This window comes from Algoriphagus namhaensis, from assembly GCF_042649705.1.
Taxonomy (GTDB): domain Bacteria; phylum Bacteroidota; class Bacteroidia; order Cytophagales; family Cyclobacteriaceae; genus Algoriphagus; species Algoriphagus namhaensis.
The window spans coordinates 271,032-285,172 of record NZ_JBHRZS010000007.1 but is presented as its reverse complement, the minus strand read 5'-3'; the positions used below and the strand labels follow the sequence as shown (position 1 = coordinate 285,172).

Sequence of the window (14,141 nt, the reverse complement as noted above, 5' to 3'; positions counted from 1 at the left end):
AATGGAATTAGATCGGTCGAAAGCACCGGCATTCAAAGTCCCCGAGGACTTTGTGGTGACTGATCCTGAAAAATACTTCCTGAAAAATGGAGCTACCCTTTATTTTTTCAAAACCCCAAACATCAGGGCTGTAAAGCTGGATGTAGTCGGTGCGTCAGGACGTTTGAATTTGGACTTAATAGACCAGATGGTGCCAAGATTCTGTCTACAAATGCTTTTGGATGGGACTGGAAAGCACAGCTCTGAAGAGATCTCTGATATTTTGGATTTCAATGCGTCAGAAGTGACCCCTTTGACATCTTTCAGCCATGAAGGATTGAGGCTACTCAGTACTAAAAAACAGTTTTGGAACGTTTATCCATTATTTTTATCACTTTTCGAAGAAGCCACTTTTCCAGAGGATTTCTTGGAGAAAAAGAAAAGCCAAAAAAAGCTTCAGCTAAAAATCGAACGAGAAAAAACATCGAGTAAAGCAAATCAGCTATTTCGGGAAGCACTATTTGGGAGTCAGCATCCCTTTGCATTCGAAGCGCTTGAAGACAACGTAGACGGTCTCACCACATCCAAGCTACGTGAATACTATACCAACAGCCTTTGGAGCGAGTTGGAAATATTTCTTTCTGCAGATCTAACTTCCCAAGAACTGGAAGACTTGATCATAAGCTTAGAAGCTCTCCCCAATAGGAAATCACAGCCTTTAAAAGAATGGGGACTGAACCCCGAAAATCAACGCCTAAACATAACGAAGGAGGGAGCGATGCAAAGTAGCTTGAGAATGGGTGGTCCCTCTCTCCCAATGACTCACCCTGACTTTTTTGCTCTGAGTGTTTTTAATACATTTTTAGGGGGATATTTTGGATCAAGATTGATCAAGAATATTCGTGAGGACAAAGGACATACGTATGGAATTTACTCCAGTTTACAAGTTATTGACCAGTACGATTACTGGATGATTGGAGCGGAAGTACAGCGAAACTTTAAGGAAGAAGTGATCTTCGAAGTCAAGCAGGAAATTGATCGGTTGGTCCATGAGAAGATTGACTCAGATGAGCTTGAGACTGTCAGAAACTACTCCATTGGAAATATGATTTCCCAATTCAGCAACTCCTTCGATTTGATGGAACGATTTAAGTCCGTCCATAGAAATAATCTGAGTATGCGGTTTTACAGGGATAAACTGGCCTATTTAAAAGTGTTCACAGCCGAAGACATGCTGGAAGTAGGTGCCAAATACTTCAGCCAAGAACCTGAAATTCAGATTACAGTGGGTTAATTTTTAATCTTGATATAAAGCCAAGACATATCCCAGCGTTTTCGTAGCCAAAACTTATATAGCCAATACTTAAAGCCAGAAAGACCAATTTGCTCGCCTAGTTCTACGAGGCTTTTTGCTGGGTCAAAGTTTGCACTCCAAAGCGCATGTTTCAGCTCATGCATGATTCGAATTCCTAAGGCTTCGTCTTCTGATTCATGAGTATTCATTTCTTTAATCTTACGACAAACCTCAACGGTGCTTGGGAGCATAATGGACTGGTAACGTTGATACTGACCTGATGATAGAGATTTTGGATGCTTACGCTTGAGAATTCCAAGGTGATTGGAAAATGCTAAAGGATACTTTCGAGCGAGACGAATTTGGATGTCAAAATCCTCATAGCTGAGCGAACCGTCATACCCTCCCTCCTTCTTCAAAATTTCTGTTTGAAAAACAATGGTGGGTGAACAAATGAAATTTTGCCTTACCAGAGTGGTGTAAATATCACCTAGCTCCTCCATATTATCGACCAATTCCCCGGCAGTATTCCGTTTATAATAGGTGGAAACCTCTCCTTCTTCATTCAAGATGTAAGCGTCAGAAAAAACAAAAGCAGCGTAATTGACCCGCTTGAGTCTTTTTATAGATTGAGAAAGATGCTCTGGGTACATCACATCATCACCCGAAAGATCTACCACATAGGGGCTATCCACCTCCGCCAACACTTGATTAAAAACTTTACAATAAGGAAGTTCTTCTTTGTGATGAATCACTTTCACGGGGAGACTTCCTGGAAGCTTTCTTACCCAATTTTCAATTTTTTCCCGCGTTTCATCCGTACTGCCATTATTTACTACGATCAATTCTTTGGAATAGTGATCCTGTAGGCGAACACTTTCCAGAGTCTCCTCAATCCATTCAGCATGATTGTATGCAATGCAAATCACCGTAACACGGTCTGAAACTCTCATAATTAGCAATTCAAACTCCAACTGATCTTATTGTATTGATCGTTGGTAAACCGGGATTTAAAGAAAATTAGTTGATGGTTTGCTCCTGTATCCAAATCAGAAGAACCCAAATCTATAAAATTCACCTTTAAATCAGCAGCCATTAAAAAAAGTTGATGTAATAAAATATCCCCAAGTTGTTTGAAATCCGTTTTAGGGTCGATCCCTGACTTGTAATAATAAAGTGAATCTAGGGTCAGACCCACAAGGAGTGCCGCTGCGATGATCGCTCCATCCTTTCTAAGGGAAAGTTCAAAATATCGATCCGGAAATAAAGAAACTTGCTGCACGATAGAATTCTGGTCTAGATTGTCTGCATAGCCCCGTAAGCTATTCCATTCGCTGATTTTACTCACAAATTGAAAATTACGGATTGGTCCTTTGTCCACTTCTATCCCCTGCTCCTTCCGCTTTTTTTCAAATCGTCCTCCCTCCTCTTTTATCCAGTGCTTGATTTTCTTTTTACCGATAAAAAACTGATGATTTAGAATTCTATCTACTCGAAATCCATGTTTATATAGCAGATATTGAATCAGTTCAGCAAAATCCTCGTAGGGCTTTGGGCGCTGAGTGATCACGATTTTACTGGCGCCTCTATTTCTTAAGTCTAAAACAACTTCCGAAATAAACTGATCCACTCCTTCGGAATGTAATCTTCCTTGGGTTTTGATTCCCCCAAAAGGAGCTCGAGGCAAAGAGATTGCTACTTGCGAATCGTCTAATCTAAAAACAACTGAAGCACGAATTTTTTGCTTTTTCACCCATTGATAAATCAAATATTCGTCAGAAAATTCGGTTGAGTGGGTGTCGAATAAATACTCGGGTTTAAATTCCGGCTTTTTTGTTATCAGCAGTCTGTATCCGTCCTGATTCATTTGGATAAGCTTTTAAACAATTCAAAGTCTCGGATATAATCCGACTCCTTGAAAGTCTCATTGCACATCCCCAACAATACGGACCCAGGCTCAAAGCGAGTGGTTATCCAATTTTTGGGCGGTAAAAATAGACCTACGGAAGGATGATCTAACTCAAAGAAAAACTCTTCTCCAAGTACATTCTCTACTTTCACGTGAATTTGCCCGTTCATAGCGACAATAACCTGACTTTCAGAAAAATGAGCATGATTACCACGACTTTCTCTAGGTTCTACATCATACACCCAAAAGCAACGCTGAATCCCATCAGGGAAAATCTCATTGTTTTCCCAATAGCTCAAATTGCCAGTCGATTGATTTACGCCCTTCAGTTTAAAAAGAAAAGGAATTCCCAACTTTATCGATGCATGTTGTTCGTCAGTGAGCATGAGTTAAAATTAAGACAATTCATACTTCTTTAAAGTTAGAGAAAGGTTAATTTTCCATTTCATTTAAAAAACTTGAGCAAATGAGTGATGTGGAAGAGGACAGCGATCATGAAGATAGTTTTTTAACTATTGGATTTGAAAGTTCCTCTCTTTTTAAAGATCGCAATAGCAAGTTTCATGGGTATGCCTTCCCTGTCCAAAATGAGGAAGAGATCAAAGCCAGGCTAGACCAGCTTCGCAAGCAATTCTATGATGCGCGACATCACTGCTACGCTTACATTATTGGTCGAAATCAAGAATATTTCCGAGCAGTAGATGATGGTGAGCCCAACCATTCAGCTGGCGATCCTATCCTAGGTCAAATTCGGTCCTTTGGTCTGACCAATTGCTTGGTGGTAGTCATTCGATATTTTGGGGGAACCAAACTGGGTGTGAGCGGACTAATTAACGCCTATAAAACGGCCGCTCAACTTGCCCTAGAATCAAATGAGATCATCAGAGAGTATGTCATGTCTCAGGTTAAAATCAAATTTGAGTATCCTCAAATGAATGACGTGATGAAGCTTGTAAAGGCATACGACTTGACCATTGTAAGCCAAGAACTTCATCTTGATTGTAGGATGGTGCTTTCTTTTCGAGAAGGTTTAGAGGGCTTGGTGTTGGAGACTCTTGAGCAAATAGGGGGTTTGGAGATTTTAAATTCCTAAATCAAACCTTCCAGGTATCCTTCTTTCTTGAGTTTCTCATAAATCTCGAGGCAGGCCCAGGCATCCGTAGCAGCATAGCGCCGCTGTTTTTCTGTCAATTCCTCAGCTTCCCAATTAGAGACTTGTTCGGATTTGGAAATTCTAATCCCCAAGACCATGGCACAGAGATTTCGAACACCCACGTTGTGGAAACCCACCTTTTTCAATTGATCATTTAAATCAAAAAAGGATTGAGGATAAAAGCTATCTGTAAGTCGCTTTAAGCCAATCAAATCATCATGGACAGCTGCTCCAACTTTGATGACAGATTCCTTTTCCATTAGATTCCTAAGTGGAATAGAAAAACCAGTATGATTCAATCGAAACAAAAATGCTTGCGTAGAGGTAGAAAGCTGAAGCAAAGAAACCTCATTTTTCTGCCCCTTTTTGAATGAAGGTTTGGTCTCCGTGTCAAAGCCAATGATAGACTGCTTGGATAAAAAGTCAGTGATTTCTTCGATATCCTCCTCCTCAGTCACCAAAAATATTTCCCCTTCAAATTGAGCTAGTGGAAGCTCATTTACTTCTTCCTTTGATATTTTAAACGGTATCATCCTCTATCTCATCTTCATCATACATTCGAATTCCAAGTTTAAGGTAGCCAAAAAGAATCGTCATAAACGGGCTGATTATATTGAAAAAACAATAGGGTGCGTATGTAAGCGTGGCGACACCTAAAACAGAAGCCTGGGTCGCCCCACAGGTATTCCAAGGTACGAGCACCGATGTGACGGTGGCCGAATCCTCAAGTGTTCGGCTCAAGTTTTCAGGCTTAAGTCGTCTTTTCTTGTACACATCCGCATACATCCTTCCAGGGACCAAAATTGCCAAGTATTGATCAGAAGTCGTAACGTTGAAAAACATACATGTGGCTGCAGTAGACGCAATCAATGAGCCAACACTGTGTACCTGACGGATTACTGCTTCTGCCAGTACCCTGAGCATCCCAGTCACCTCCATTATCCCCCCAAATACCATTGCGCAAACGATCAACCAGATGGTATTCAGCATTCCCGACATACCACCGGTAATCAAAAGCTCATTTACAATGTCGTTGTTGGTTACGATAGCTATCTCGCCGTATAGTGCCATCATGATCGCTTTGAAAGCCTGATAAGCAAATGAACCGGTTTCATTTGCAATGGTAACAATGATCTCTTGCTGAAAAATCAAAGCGAACACCGCTCCTAAAATGGCCCCAAAGAATAATGCTGGAATAGCTGGCACCTTTCTCACAATCATGACTAATACAGCAACCGGAACCAAAAATAACCAAGGCGTTATATTAAAGCGGGTAAGGATCGCCTCCGAAATGACGGACACATCATCCAATCCTCCTTCTGTACTATAGTTAAAACCGATAACCCCGAAAATGATCAATGTAATGGCAATGGAAGGTATGGTGGTTCTAGCCATGTAACGGATGTGCGTAAAAAGGTCGGTTCCTGCCATTGCGGGAGCTAGATTTGTAGTATCCGAAAGTGGAGACATTTTATCCCCGAAATACGCTCCTGAAATGATCGCACCAGCTATAATCCCCTCTTCAAACCCTAAAGCCTTACCAATTCCTAGCAAGGCTACACCTACCGTCGCCACCGTTGTCCAGCTACTTCCCGTAGCGAGAGAAACCACCGCACTTACAAAACATGCTGCTATAAGGAAAATGGTCGGATTTAATACTTTGAGCCCGTAGTAAATCATCGCGGGTACAACCCCACTAATCAACCAAGTACCTGCTAAGGCACCAATTAGAAAAAGAATCAAAATACTAGACATGGCTGAGCTGATGCTTTTCACCATTCCATCCTGAAGCGTTTCCCATTTATACTTCAGTCTAAAGATGGCAACACCTCCAGCTACCGCTGCGGAAAGAATCAATACAATTTGATTAGAGCCAGACAGCCCATCCGTCCCAAAAACTTGAATATTTACTACTAGAAGGACAATCAAAAAGATAAGTGGGATGAGCGCATCAATGACTTTTGGCGTACGAGTCAGTCCTTCCATTTAGTGTGTTTTGGTGATTAAAAGATCGAATCTAATCAAAAAAGTTTAGATTACATTTCAGCCAAAAGCTCAGCCATTTCCTTTCCCACTTGCCAGCCAACCGCTACTCCCATGCCTCCGAGCCTGACTGCAATCGCCGACTGCGATGAAATGGCCTGTACAATGGGTGACTTGCTTTTGCCGAAGCCCATTATCCCGGTCCATTCCATTTCCCAAGAAAACTTCTTATTTGGTAAAATTTTCTCACGTGCTAGCTGATCCAAAAAATGCTTGACTTTGGGATTCACTTCGAAACTTTCACTATTCTCCCCCTCAAAATCAATATTTCTTCCTCCACCTAAAAGTAGCCTGCCATCTATTTCTCGAAAATACACATAGCCTTTATCCACATGAAAGGAACCTCTCCATGGAAGATCGAAATCAAGCCTTTCAGACAGCAAAATTAAACCTCTTCCCGGTGTGACTTCAGTTTGTGGTAGAAGAGTTTTGGTAAATGCATTGGTACAAATCGCGAGCTGCTCACCCGAAAAATCGATTTTTCTATCCATCGCATCAGTACATTTAACCCGTGAAGAATCCTTATCCACTTCGCGTACTTGGATTCCTGTCAAAATCTTAACTCCTTCTTGAGTAGCCTTCTGCCAAAGATTACTCATGTATTTCCCAGGGTCAAGCTCGCCTTCGAATTGGTTTTTGATCACTGCTTGAACCTCATCCGAAAAGCCAAAATTTTGATGACCAGATTGTACAGAAAAAACATCGTTTTGAAATAAAGGATAAAGAAGGCTATTGATCTCGTCAAGTCGGCCCATGGCACTCATTTGAGTAGCCTCTAACAATTCAAATCCTCCGGAATCTCGGAAATCAAGATTTTCGTCACCAAATTCCTTCCGAATGCTATTCAAGCCTTGAAAACGGCGTTCCACCAATCGCAGTACTTCTGACGAGTCCATTATGGTCAAATCGTCAATGATCTCAGTGAGACTTCCAAAACATGCAAAACCCGCATTCTTCGTACTGGCTCCAGTAGGAAATGCACCACGCTCTAAAACCAAAACCTGCTTATTTGGGAAAGATCTTTTGAAGTGAATCGCTGTAGAAAGCCCTACGAAACCAGCGCCTACCACCAATAAATCAGATTTTAAAAAGTGTTTTTTTTCCCAATAGCTCAACATTTCGATTTGCTCAGTTTATTTTTAGTTAGAAATACTTAATTTATCCTACAATCCGACATTAACCCTTGATTACTATGCGCAAAATAGATGAACTTCTCCATGAATATGGCCTTAGTCACCAAAATTCGACCAATAAATTAATCCACTGGTTTTGTGTCCCCGCTATTTTTTTTAGCGTGGTTGGCTTGATCTATAGCATCCCTCCGGGACCACTCCCTGAGCTACTTCCCTTCCTAGGTAACTTTGCCAACTGGGCCACAGTTTCTTTGGTTTTGGTATTAATCTACTATGTGACCCTGTCAGCTCCATTGGCTTTAGGAATGTTCTTCTTCTCAGCCATTTGTCTTGCTATCGCAAATTCATTGAATTTAGCTTTCCCAGGCAATCTATGGTTGATCAGCCTTGGAATCTTTGTGATAGCTTGGGTGATCCAGTTTTATGGTCATAAAATTGAGGGAAAAAAGCCCTCATTCCTCAAGGACGTGCAATTTCTAATGATTGGACCCGCCTGGTTGATGCATTTTATTTATAAGAAATTCGGATTAGCATATTGATTGAAATCCTACTTTTTTATTTCTACCGCCAATTCTTCAAGCCGCTTCAAAGCGGCTTGATTCTTTTTAGTTTTAATGTTTTCCAAAATGGATCGCTTCTCTCTCGCAGTCAAGCGCCAATTCAATGAGGCTCTTTGTAGATTTTCCTGACTTTCTGTCAAATCATCCTCCTGCATCTCCTCCAGACTATATTCAAATTCAACCTTTTCTATCTCAAAAGGCATACTTTCATTCATGTAGTTGTGCAAAACTTCATTTTGGATGGTCTGTACATTATCCCAATTAGAGTAAATATTTCGAAGTGGAGTAAATAATTTGTTGAGTATTTTGGGAGGGTCAGTAGCTGGAATTTCACTAGATTTTTCCGAATCTCTGATTGTTACGAGCACCACTCCCGAGGTATTTTGAGCGATCCAAGATTGGAACACATAGATAAAACGTAAGGCATCTTGAATCCCAAAATTATCTGAGAGACCAGTATCCATGGTTTCCATACTAGGCTCGGATGGTAGCTCAATATTTGGAGTGATGAAGGGAAAAGTGGCCGACATGCGCAAGGCGGTAAGAAACCTCAGATCCATCGCGTCATGATCTGCAAAAAAACGAGTGAAATCAACACTTTGTGGTTTTTCATTTATCCCGGTAAGTCCCAGCATTGAGGCACCCAGAAAACTCATGGAATGCGGAGAGATTACAAGTTTTCTTCCGTCATTAGTAATCAGAGAAGTCACTGGCAATAGCGGGATCTGTCCTGAAGCTTCAGGATCACGATAAGCAGAAAGAGGCTTATTCAATACACCAAGCGTATTTTCATTCAATTGCTTTTCAAACGCAAACCCTCTGTCCTTCAGGTACTTTCTTCCATTGTATTCGAAATATTGGTTTCGAATCAAAAGATCGTTGACCAGAAGAGTGAAGATAATTGGGTTAAGATTATCTGCCGAAAGCTGATCCAAATAAACGGTGGATCCAGGATCAATCTTGGAATCCTCCAAAGACTGTAAATAAATCTCGCGAAAGAGTGCTTCACCTAAAACTCCACCAGATGCCCCTGTCATTAATTCAACATTTTTGATCAGGCTTCCAGAATCGATTCGGTAAATATTCTGCAAGACATGCAAGGTCCAAAGGGCCGCCCTTTGCCCTCCTCCACTCGCCGTGACGATAAAAAGTTTTGGAGGAACGCTATCTGTAAATTTAGACCTCCAATTATTCAAGATCTCCTCAAACTGGGCTCGGTCCTTTCGGATGGTATCTTCATGCAAAAGCGCATCCAGTCGAGCTAGCGTGTACTCAGCTGGCTCCCGCTCATAGTCCATCCCAAAAGCCTCATGTGGCCGATTGAGAAAATCAAAGTTGGAGAAATAATTGACTACCACAAGGAAACCGATAATTGCCAAAGTAGTCCAATTTTTCAACCAGAAGCTCACTGCACCCACAACCATCACTAAGATTGATACCAAGATCATCACACTCATTGCGGCCGGTAATTGCAACACAGGTAGCTCCTTGAAAAACCCTAATATCAAAACCAGAGAAATCAAGAATAGCTGTATAAAGAACAGATTCAAGTGGTTTTGATTAAAAACCTTTAAAAGCTTTGCGGCCTCAAATCGAGAAATATCCCCCCTTACCGCAACTGGTCTTAATTTTAAATCTAAGTAGACATCGACTTGTCTATTTTGATTTTTTAATTCCTTGTATTGACTTATGGCTCTCGATCTGGTCAAACGTACTTTACGGAGTCTCTTATCCAAATTCCCCGCAAAAAGGACAAAGAAACCTTTATTCGTTAGAGCAAAATAGCCGAAAATCAAACCAAACATACCCGCACTGCCCGCAGAAAAGGCAAGAAAAAAATGAATGACCTCCCATGGATTTTCGAGGTCATTTTTCATCTGGAAGGAAACAAAACTCAAGATGTAAACCAGAAAAAATATCAGCGGAATAATCGAATTATTCACACAAAAATGAATAAAAGGTCGATCTAGGATAGCTAAAAAAGAAAACCTTCGACCATCCATAATGTAGGTGGTCATATGAAATGCCATGGTCAGGATAGCTGCACCGATCCCCATGAGCATAAAACTCAACCAAGACACTTCATGCAAATATTCCGGGTCTAGAAAAAGAAAGGGAATGCCTAAGGTCACTCCAAGGTCTTGCACGATAAATCCCAGCAGTATACCCCAAATAATAATCAAAGCTAGGTTTTTTTGCAGGTGCAAAACCAACAATTGGATTGGAAAACTGTGCCAGACTTGTTTAATCATTAAAAGCAATTTGTATAAAATTTAGAGATTTTTCTCCACTCGATCTCTTTTTCAAGCCTTCAGAATTTTAAATAGAAATTATGCTCTTTTGGAATTTGCCCTTCAAAAGATACTTTTTACCTTCGAGGCCAAATTGAAAAATTATGAGAACTTGGTTTTTGTGTAAGGTAAAATACGCCAAAGAAAATGAAGAAGGCCTTCTGAAAAATATTTCAGAGCAATTTCTAGTCGATGCAGTCTCATTTACTGAAGCAGAGGCCATTATTTTTGATCGTCTTGGGTCACAGATCAGAGGTGACTTTCAGGTGACTAGCCTGAGCAAAAGCAATATCGTGGACGTGTTTTTTTACGATGATGCAGATGTTTGGTACAAATGCAAAGTCTCTTATATGATCACCGACTCAGACTCTGGTAAAGAAAAAAAGGTGAATCAATTCATGCTGGTAACTGGTTTCGACGTGAAATCAGCTTATGATAGAATTCAGGAAAGTCTAAGTTCTATGCTTGTCAGCTTTCGAATTCCAGATGTGGTAGAAAGCCCAATTATGGATGTTTTTCCTTACGAAAAGGACGAAGTAGCAGAACAACTCCCGGAAGGTAATTTCAGGCCAGTTTCGGAAACAGATCTGGAGGAATAAAAAAAGGCTCCGCAAACGATAAAAGGTTTGCGGAGCCTTTTTATTTGACTAAATGAACCTATTCTTCCGCTGGTTCGACCGAGGCAATTTCATACATATTTTTTCCATCTACTTGAACAGGTAGATAATAGGTGTCTCCGATTTTTACATAGGTTTCATCGCCTATTTTCACCTCTTCACCTCCCTCTGGAAGTGCGTCTACTACAGCTCCTGCTGGTGGTGGTACCACGGTATATCCTCCATCAGCTTTTTCATAGTACGTATTTCCATAGTAGTAATTATTCACCGTGGGGCTTACCTCCACCTCTTTTGCATCGCTAGGAATTACTTTCACGGTGGCTCCTTGAGGAGCTTCTACAACCACATAGCCGTCACCATCTTGAACATAAAAGACGCCTTCGTCATAGTGATAGTCCTGATTATTTACCGAAACCACTACCGCGGTTACAGCAAGAGTAGCTACGAAAAAGCCCCAAGGATGCCATACGGGCCCCCAATAAAATGGAGTGTATGGATGGTAGTAATAGGGTCTAAAACAAGAGAAACCAAAGCCCCCATAAAAATAGGGTGGTCGTGGATAAGGTCGGTATGGGGGTCTATAAGCCCGATTATTTGTGTTTCTTACATTCACACTGATATTTCGGCTATTATCAATGTTTACGCGATTGTTGTTGCCGATATTCGTGTTTCCAGAGTTGATATTATTATTACCAACTCGGTTATCCTTAACAGAACTCACTTTGCTATTTGATTCCTTTCGGTTAGTGACCCGAGAAGAACCACCATTTACCGTTGCTTTGGAGCTAGAGTTCTTTGGAATCTGTCTCGTACTCGACGAACTAGGCCGAGAGGTTGTGGCGCGGGAATTTGTCGGACGTGAAGCAGGTCTTGCTTGTGAAGTACGACTTGGTGCAGGCCTGCTAGTCGCTGGCCGGACCGAACCTCTTCCTCCTCCACGCATCCGCTGTGCCTCTAAATTATCGGCAGCGAAGAGCATGACTAAGACTCCGAATGCCAAAACATATGTTTTTAAGTTTTTCATAATTTCAATGCTAAGGGTTTCAATTAGTTTTCATCCAAGTTATTTGCCTAGATGATGGCGGCGGATTGAACTCAAAAATTGCTTCTGGGTATTCCATGTTCAACTCCCAACCGGAAAACTCAACCTCATATTGAGGAAAAAAGGGCTTATCCAAATAGGTCAAAACTACTTTTGAGGGTAATAAATAGACATCATCTTTGATCCAGAATTGCACCGAAATAGACTCATTTTGGGCCAGAATATGGAACGATCGCTCTCCGTCTATGTGAACCACACCGATAAACTGAATGAAATTCATGTTATCAGCCAAGTCCTTGGAAAAATTGGGATAAAAGATATCGGCTGCTGTAAATTCAATCCCAAAATCTGTATACAACCAGTCAATCGTTTCAATCAAATTATCGGGAGCATCAGATACCGCAAAAAGATTATTGGTAAAGGAAAAATAATACACCTGCTCACCATTGTATTTGTACACCTCTTCCTTTTCCTCCCCATGGACCCTAGTTACGAATTTATTTGGACCTTGAATTTTGACTTCAGTAGATGAAAATTGCTTTATGTTGACATCATTGGAAAAGGACACATCCCTTGCAATGTTTGACTTAAAGCCTATGGACTTAAGCTGTCCAAACATTTCGCTCATATTATCCAAAATGGTAAGAGCAGTTGTATCAAGTTTTATTTCCTGTGCTTGAGCGGTAACCGTCCAAAACAGTAGAAACAAACCAAAAGACATTCGTTTTATCATATTAATTTTTTTTAGGAAGATCATAAAAATATCTATTTAGGAGAAATAATAAGGTCGTAGAATCATAAATGTTGACAAAATCCAGCTGATCCTTACAGGCTATTCCAGAAATAAACAATAATATTTCTTTACCTAAATCAGATTTAATTAATATAAATCTCTTTGAACACTCTAGGAAAAAACTCTGGAAATGATGAGAACAGGTTGACTTCTTAAGGATCCCTGTTAATAAAAAAAACAAAGAATTTGATTTTCAAATCTATTTTTTTGTATTTTAAACATTAATTTTTGTTTTATACATATCTTTGTTTGGTAATTGACTCACCCTTATGATTGATTTTACTGCACTTAAAACCCTCGGTGAGATGGCCATCACATCTGAATATTTTCTTCAGGCCACCATTGATATGCATGGCAATGTGATTTCATCAGATTCAGGTATTGGTCCTATGCCTACACTTTTTGAGCAACACAAAACTCCTCTTGGCTTTCAGGATTGCTTTTTGGCCTCCGACTGGACCAAATATGAAAACAAGAGAATTAGAGCTTGGAAAAACTCTCAGCAATCCTTCGTTGTCACCCTTCAAAAGATTGTTCATCCTGAGGGAGACACCGTACCCACCAAATGGGAATTCTTTTTTATGACGGAAGATTTTGGTACCTGTCTGGGAATCGGCCATCCCATCATCGATAAGCACCCGTATGATATGAGATTCGGCGATTACTTTGATCAATCTAGCCAAGACAATAATCAAGTGTTATCCGGTTTACTGGAGGATAGGTTACTAGGTTTTTGGGAATATGATTTTTCAAAATCAGTCAATACCATGAGTCAAGGTTTGGCCAAAATGTTAGGATACCATAATGAAGAGCTTCATAAATCAAAGCTTGCCTTTGGCAAACATATTCACCCAGAAGACATTAAAAAATTACAAAGACTTATTTCTATCCACTATAAATCTACCAGTACCCAACCATTCAAATGTGAATTTCGAATTCAGAGCAAGGGCAATCAACTCAGATGGGTCTATTGCTTTGGCAAAACGACAGAATGGAATAAGGAGGGAAATCCCGTACTCATGCAAGGCTGCATGATTGATATTACCGAACGCAAAAAGCAACAACTTTGGATGAAGGATCATCAGCATTTCCTCAAAGGACTTGTCCATGATCAGTCTCATTCGCTTAGATCTAAAGTCGCAAATTTACTCGGATTATTTGAGATTATCGAAATAGAGGAAGATACTGAGGAGGTTAAAAGACTGATCGAAGTAATGAAAGAGGAAACAGGAAAACTTGACACAATCCTTAAAAAGAGCATTCTTGAAAGTGTACAAAAAAACAACTCCTTACTTCGTCAAAACATCACCTCGGAGTTGATCTAAAG

The 14,141-nt window shown here is 40.5% G+C and carries 14 protein-coding genes; 5 read left to right on the top strand and 9 right to left on the bottom strand.

The features are described 5' to 3' along the window. The first annotated feature begins 1 nt into the window (after position 1). The gene (locus ACFOSV_RS09535) at positions 2-1,273 is read left to right on the top strand and encodes a M16 family metallopeptidase (protein ID WP_377905777.1); all 1,272 of its coding nucleotides are present in this window, start codon (positions 2-4) and stop codon (positions 1,271-1,273) included. Here ACFOSV_RS09535 and ACFOSV_RS09530 read toward each other — a convergent pair. From ACFOSV_RS09530 to ACFOSV_RS09520, 3 genes are read right to left on the bottom strand one after another with little or no spacing between them, the layout of a single operon-like run. Beyond that, on the bottom strand, positions 1,270-2,226 hold the full coding sequence (locus ACFOSV_RS09530) for a glycosyltransferase family 2 protein (RefSeq protein ID WP_377905776.1): 957 nt from the start codon (positions 2,224-2,226) through the stop codon (positions 1,270-1,272). The genes ACFOSV_RS09535 and ACFOSV_RS09530 overlap by 4 nt on opposite strands. Positions 2,227-2,228: 2 nt before the next feature. Next, positions 2,229-3,140: a GNAT family N-acetyltransferase gene (locus ACFOSV_RS09525; protein WP_377905775.1), complete on the bottom strand. Its 912-nt coding sequence runs from the start codon at positions 3,138-3,140 to the stop codon at positions 2,229-2,231. Next, a complete protein-coding gene (locus tag ACFOSV_RS09520; RefSeq protein ID WP_377905774.1) occupies positions 3,137-3,568 on the bottom strand; it encodes a sugar 3,4-ketoisomerase in 432 nt (143 codons plus the stop codon). Before ACFOSV_RS09520 ends, ACFOSV_RS09525 begins: the two co-directional genes overlap by 4 nt. 80 nt (positions 3,569-3,648) lie before the next feature. Between ACFOSV_RS09520 and ACFOSV_RS09515 the strand changes: the two genes are divergently transcribed. Beyond that, positions 3,649-4,275, top strand: a complete 627-nt coding sequence (locus ACFOSV_RS09515; RefSeq protein ID WP_377905773.1) for an IMPACT family protein — start codon at positions 3,649-3,651, stop codon at positions 4,273-4,275. Here the strand turns inward: ACFOSV_RS09515 and ACFOSV_RS09510 are convergent. The 3 genes from ACFOSV_RS09510 to ACFOSV_RS09500 are packed head-to-tail and all read right to left on the bottom strand — an operon-like array spanning position 4,272 to position 7,496. Continuing rightward, the gene (locus tag ACFOSV_RS09510) at positions 4,272-4,868 is read right to left on the bottom strand and encodes a 3'-5' exonuclease (RefSeq protein WP_377905772.1); all 597 of its coding nucleotides are present in this window, start codon (positions 4,866-4,868) and stop codon (positions 4,272-4,274) included. The genes ACFOSV_RS09515 and ACFOSV_RS09510 overlap by 4 nt on opposite strands. Then, a complete protein-coding gene (gene nhaC / locus ACFOSV_RS09505) occupies positions 4,855-6,321 on the bottom strand; it encodes a Na+/H+ antiporter NhaC (protein WP_377905771.1) in 1,467 nt (488 codons plus the stop codon). The genes ACFOSV_RS09510 and nhaC overlap by 14 nt, the downstream gene beginning before the upstream one ends. Positions 6,322-6,371: 50 nt before the next feature. Further along, a complete protein-coding gene (locus ACFOSV_RS09500) occupies positions 6,372-7,496 on the bottom strand; it encodes an NAD(P)/FAD-dependent oxidoreductase (protein ID WP_377905770.1) in 1,125 nt (374 codons plus the stop codon). A 74-nt stretch (positions 7,497-7,570) separates the two neighbouring features. On the opposite strand from ACFOSV_RS09500, the gene ACFOSV_RS09495 reads away from it, so the two are divergent. Then, complete coding sequence (locus ACFOSV_RS09495) at positions 7,571-8,050, top strand: Mpo1 family 2-hydroxy fatty acid dioxygenase (protein ID WP_377905769.1); 480 nt, start codon at positions 7,571-7,573, stop codon at positions 8,048-8,050. Positions 8,051-8,058: 8 nt separating this feature from the next. On the opposite strand, the gene ACFOSV_RS09490 is transcribed toward ACFOSV_RS09495, so the two are convergent. Further along, positions 8,059-10,323 carry a patatin-like phospholipase family protein gene (locus ACFOSV_RS09490; protein ID WP_377905768.1) on the bottom strand — a complete coding sequence of 755 codons (2,265 nt, stop codon included), beginning with the start codon at positions 10,321-10,323 and terminating at the stop codon, positions 8,059-8,061. Between the two features lie 143 nt (positions 10,324-10,466). On the opposite strand from ACFOSV_RS09490, the gene ACFOSV_RS09485 reads away from it, so the two are divergent. Next, entirely contained in the window at positions 10,467-10,961 is a 495-nt protein-coding gene (locus ACFOSV_RS09485) for a DUF4494 domain-containing protein (protein ID WP_377905767.1), read from the top strand. A gap of 58 nt (positions 10,962-11,019) precedes the next feature. Here the strand turns inward: ACFOSV_RS09485 and ACFOSV_RS09480 are convergent, their stop codons facing one another. Further along, complete coding sequence (locus ACFOSV_RS09480; protein ID WP_377905766.1) at positions 11,020-12,003, bottom strand: DUF6515 family protein; 984 nt, start codon at positions 12,001-12,003, stop codon at positions 11,020-11,022. A gap of 19 nt (positions 12,004-12,022) precedes the next feature. After that, entirely contained in the window at positions 12,023-12,754 is a 732-nt protein-coding gene (locus ACFOSV_RS09475; RefSeq protein WP_377905765.1) for a DUF2092 domain-containing protein, read from the bottom strand. Positions 12,755-13,083: 329 nt separating this feature from the next. Here ACFOSV_RS09475 and ACFOSV_RS09470 point away from each other — a divergent pair, with 329 nt between their 5' ends. Further along, complete coding sequence (locus tag ACFOSV_RS09470; protein ID WP_377905764.1) at positions 13,084-14,139, top strand: PAS domain-containing protein; 1,056 nt, start codon at positions 13,084-13,086, stop codon at positions 14,137-14,139. Positions 14,140-14,141 lie beyond the last annotated feature (2 nt).

Excerpts from the sequence above, each read along its gene's own strand:
- ACFOSV_RS09535 (WP_377905777.1), top strand. The coding sequence starts at position 2 with ATGGAATTAGATCGGTCGAAAGCACCGGCATTCAAAGTCCCCGAGGAC.
- ACFOSV_RS09530 (WP_377905776.1), bottom strand. The coding sequence starts at position 2,226 with ATGAGAGTTTCAGACCGTGTTACGGTGATTTGCATTGCATACAATCAT.
- ACFOSV_RS09525 (WP_377905775.1), bottom strand. The coding sequence starts at position 3,140 with ATGAATCAGGACGGATACAGACTGCTGATAACAAAAAAGCCGGAATTT.
- ACFOSV_RS09520 (WP_377905774.1), bottom strand. The coding sequence starts at position 3,568 with ATGCTCACTGACGAACAACATGCATCGATAAAGTTGGGAATTCCTTTT.
- ACFOSV_RS09515 (WP_377905773.1), top strand. The coding sequence starts at position 3,649 with ATGAGTGATGTGGAAGAGGACAGCGATCATGAAGATAGTTTTTTAACT.
- ACFOSV_RS09510 (WP_377905772.1), bottom strand. The coding sequence starts at position 4,868 with ATGATACCGTTTAAAATATCAAAGGAAGAAGTAAATGAGCTTCCACTA.
- nhaC (WP_377905771.1), bottom strand. The coding sequence starts at position 6,321 with ATGGAAGGACTGACTCGTACGCCAAAAGTCATTGATGCGCTCATCCCA.
- ACFOSV_RS09500 (WP_377905770.1), bottom strand. The coding sequence starts at position 7,496 with ATGTTGAGCTATTGGGAAAAAAAACACTTTTTAAAATCTGATTTATTG.
- ACFOSV_RS09495 (WP_377905769.1), top strand. The coding sequence starts at position 7,571 with ATGCGCAAAATAGATGAACTTCTCCATGAATATGGCCTTAGTCACCAA.
- ACFOSV_RS09490 (WP_377905768.1), bottom strand. The coding sequence starts at position 10,323 with ATGATTAAACAAGTCTGGCACAGTTTTCCAATCCAATTGTTGGTTTTG.
- ACFOSV_RS09485 (WP_377905767.1), top strand. The coding sequence starts at position 10,467 with ATGAGAACTTGGTTTTTGTGTAAGGTAAAATACGCCAAAGAAAATGAA.
- ACFOSV_RS09480 (WP_377905766.1), bottom strand. The coding sequence starts at position 12,003 with ATGAAAAACTTAAAAACATATGTTTTGGCATTCGGAGTCTTAGTCATG.
- ACFOSV_RS09475 (WP_377905765.1), bottom strand. The coding sequence starts at position 12,754 with ATGATAAAACGAATGTCTTTTGGTTTGTTTCTACTGTTTTGGACGGTT.
- ACFOSV_RS09470 (WP_377905764.1), top strand. The coding sequence starts at position 13,084 with ATGATTGATTTTACTGCACTTAAAACCCTCGGTGAGATGGCCATCACA.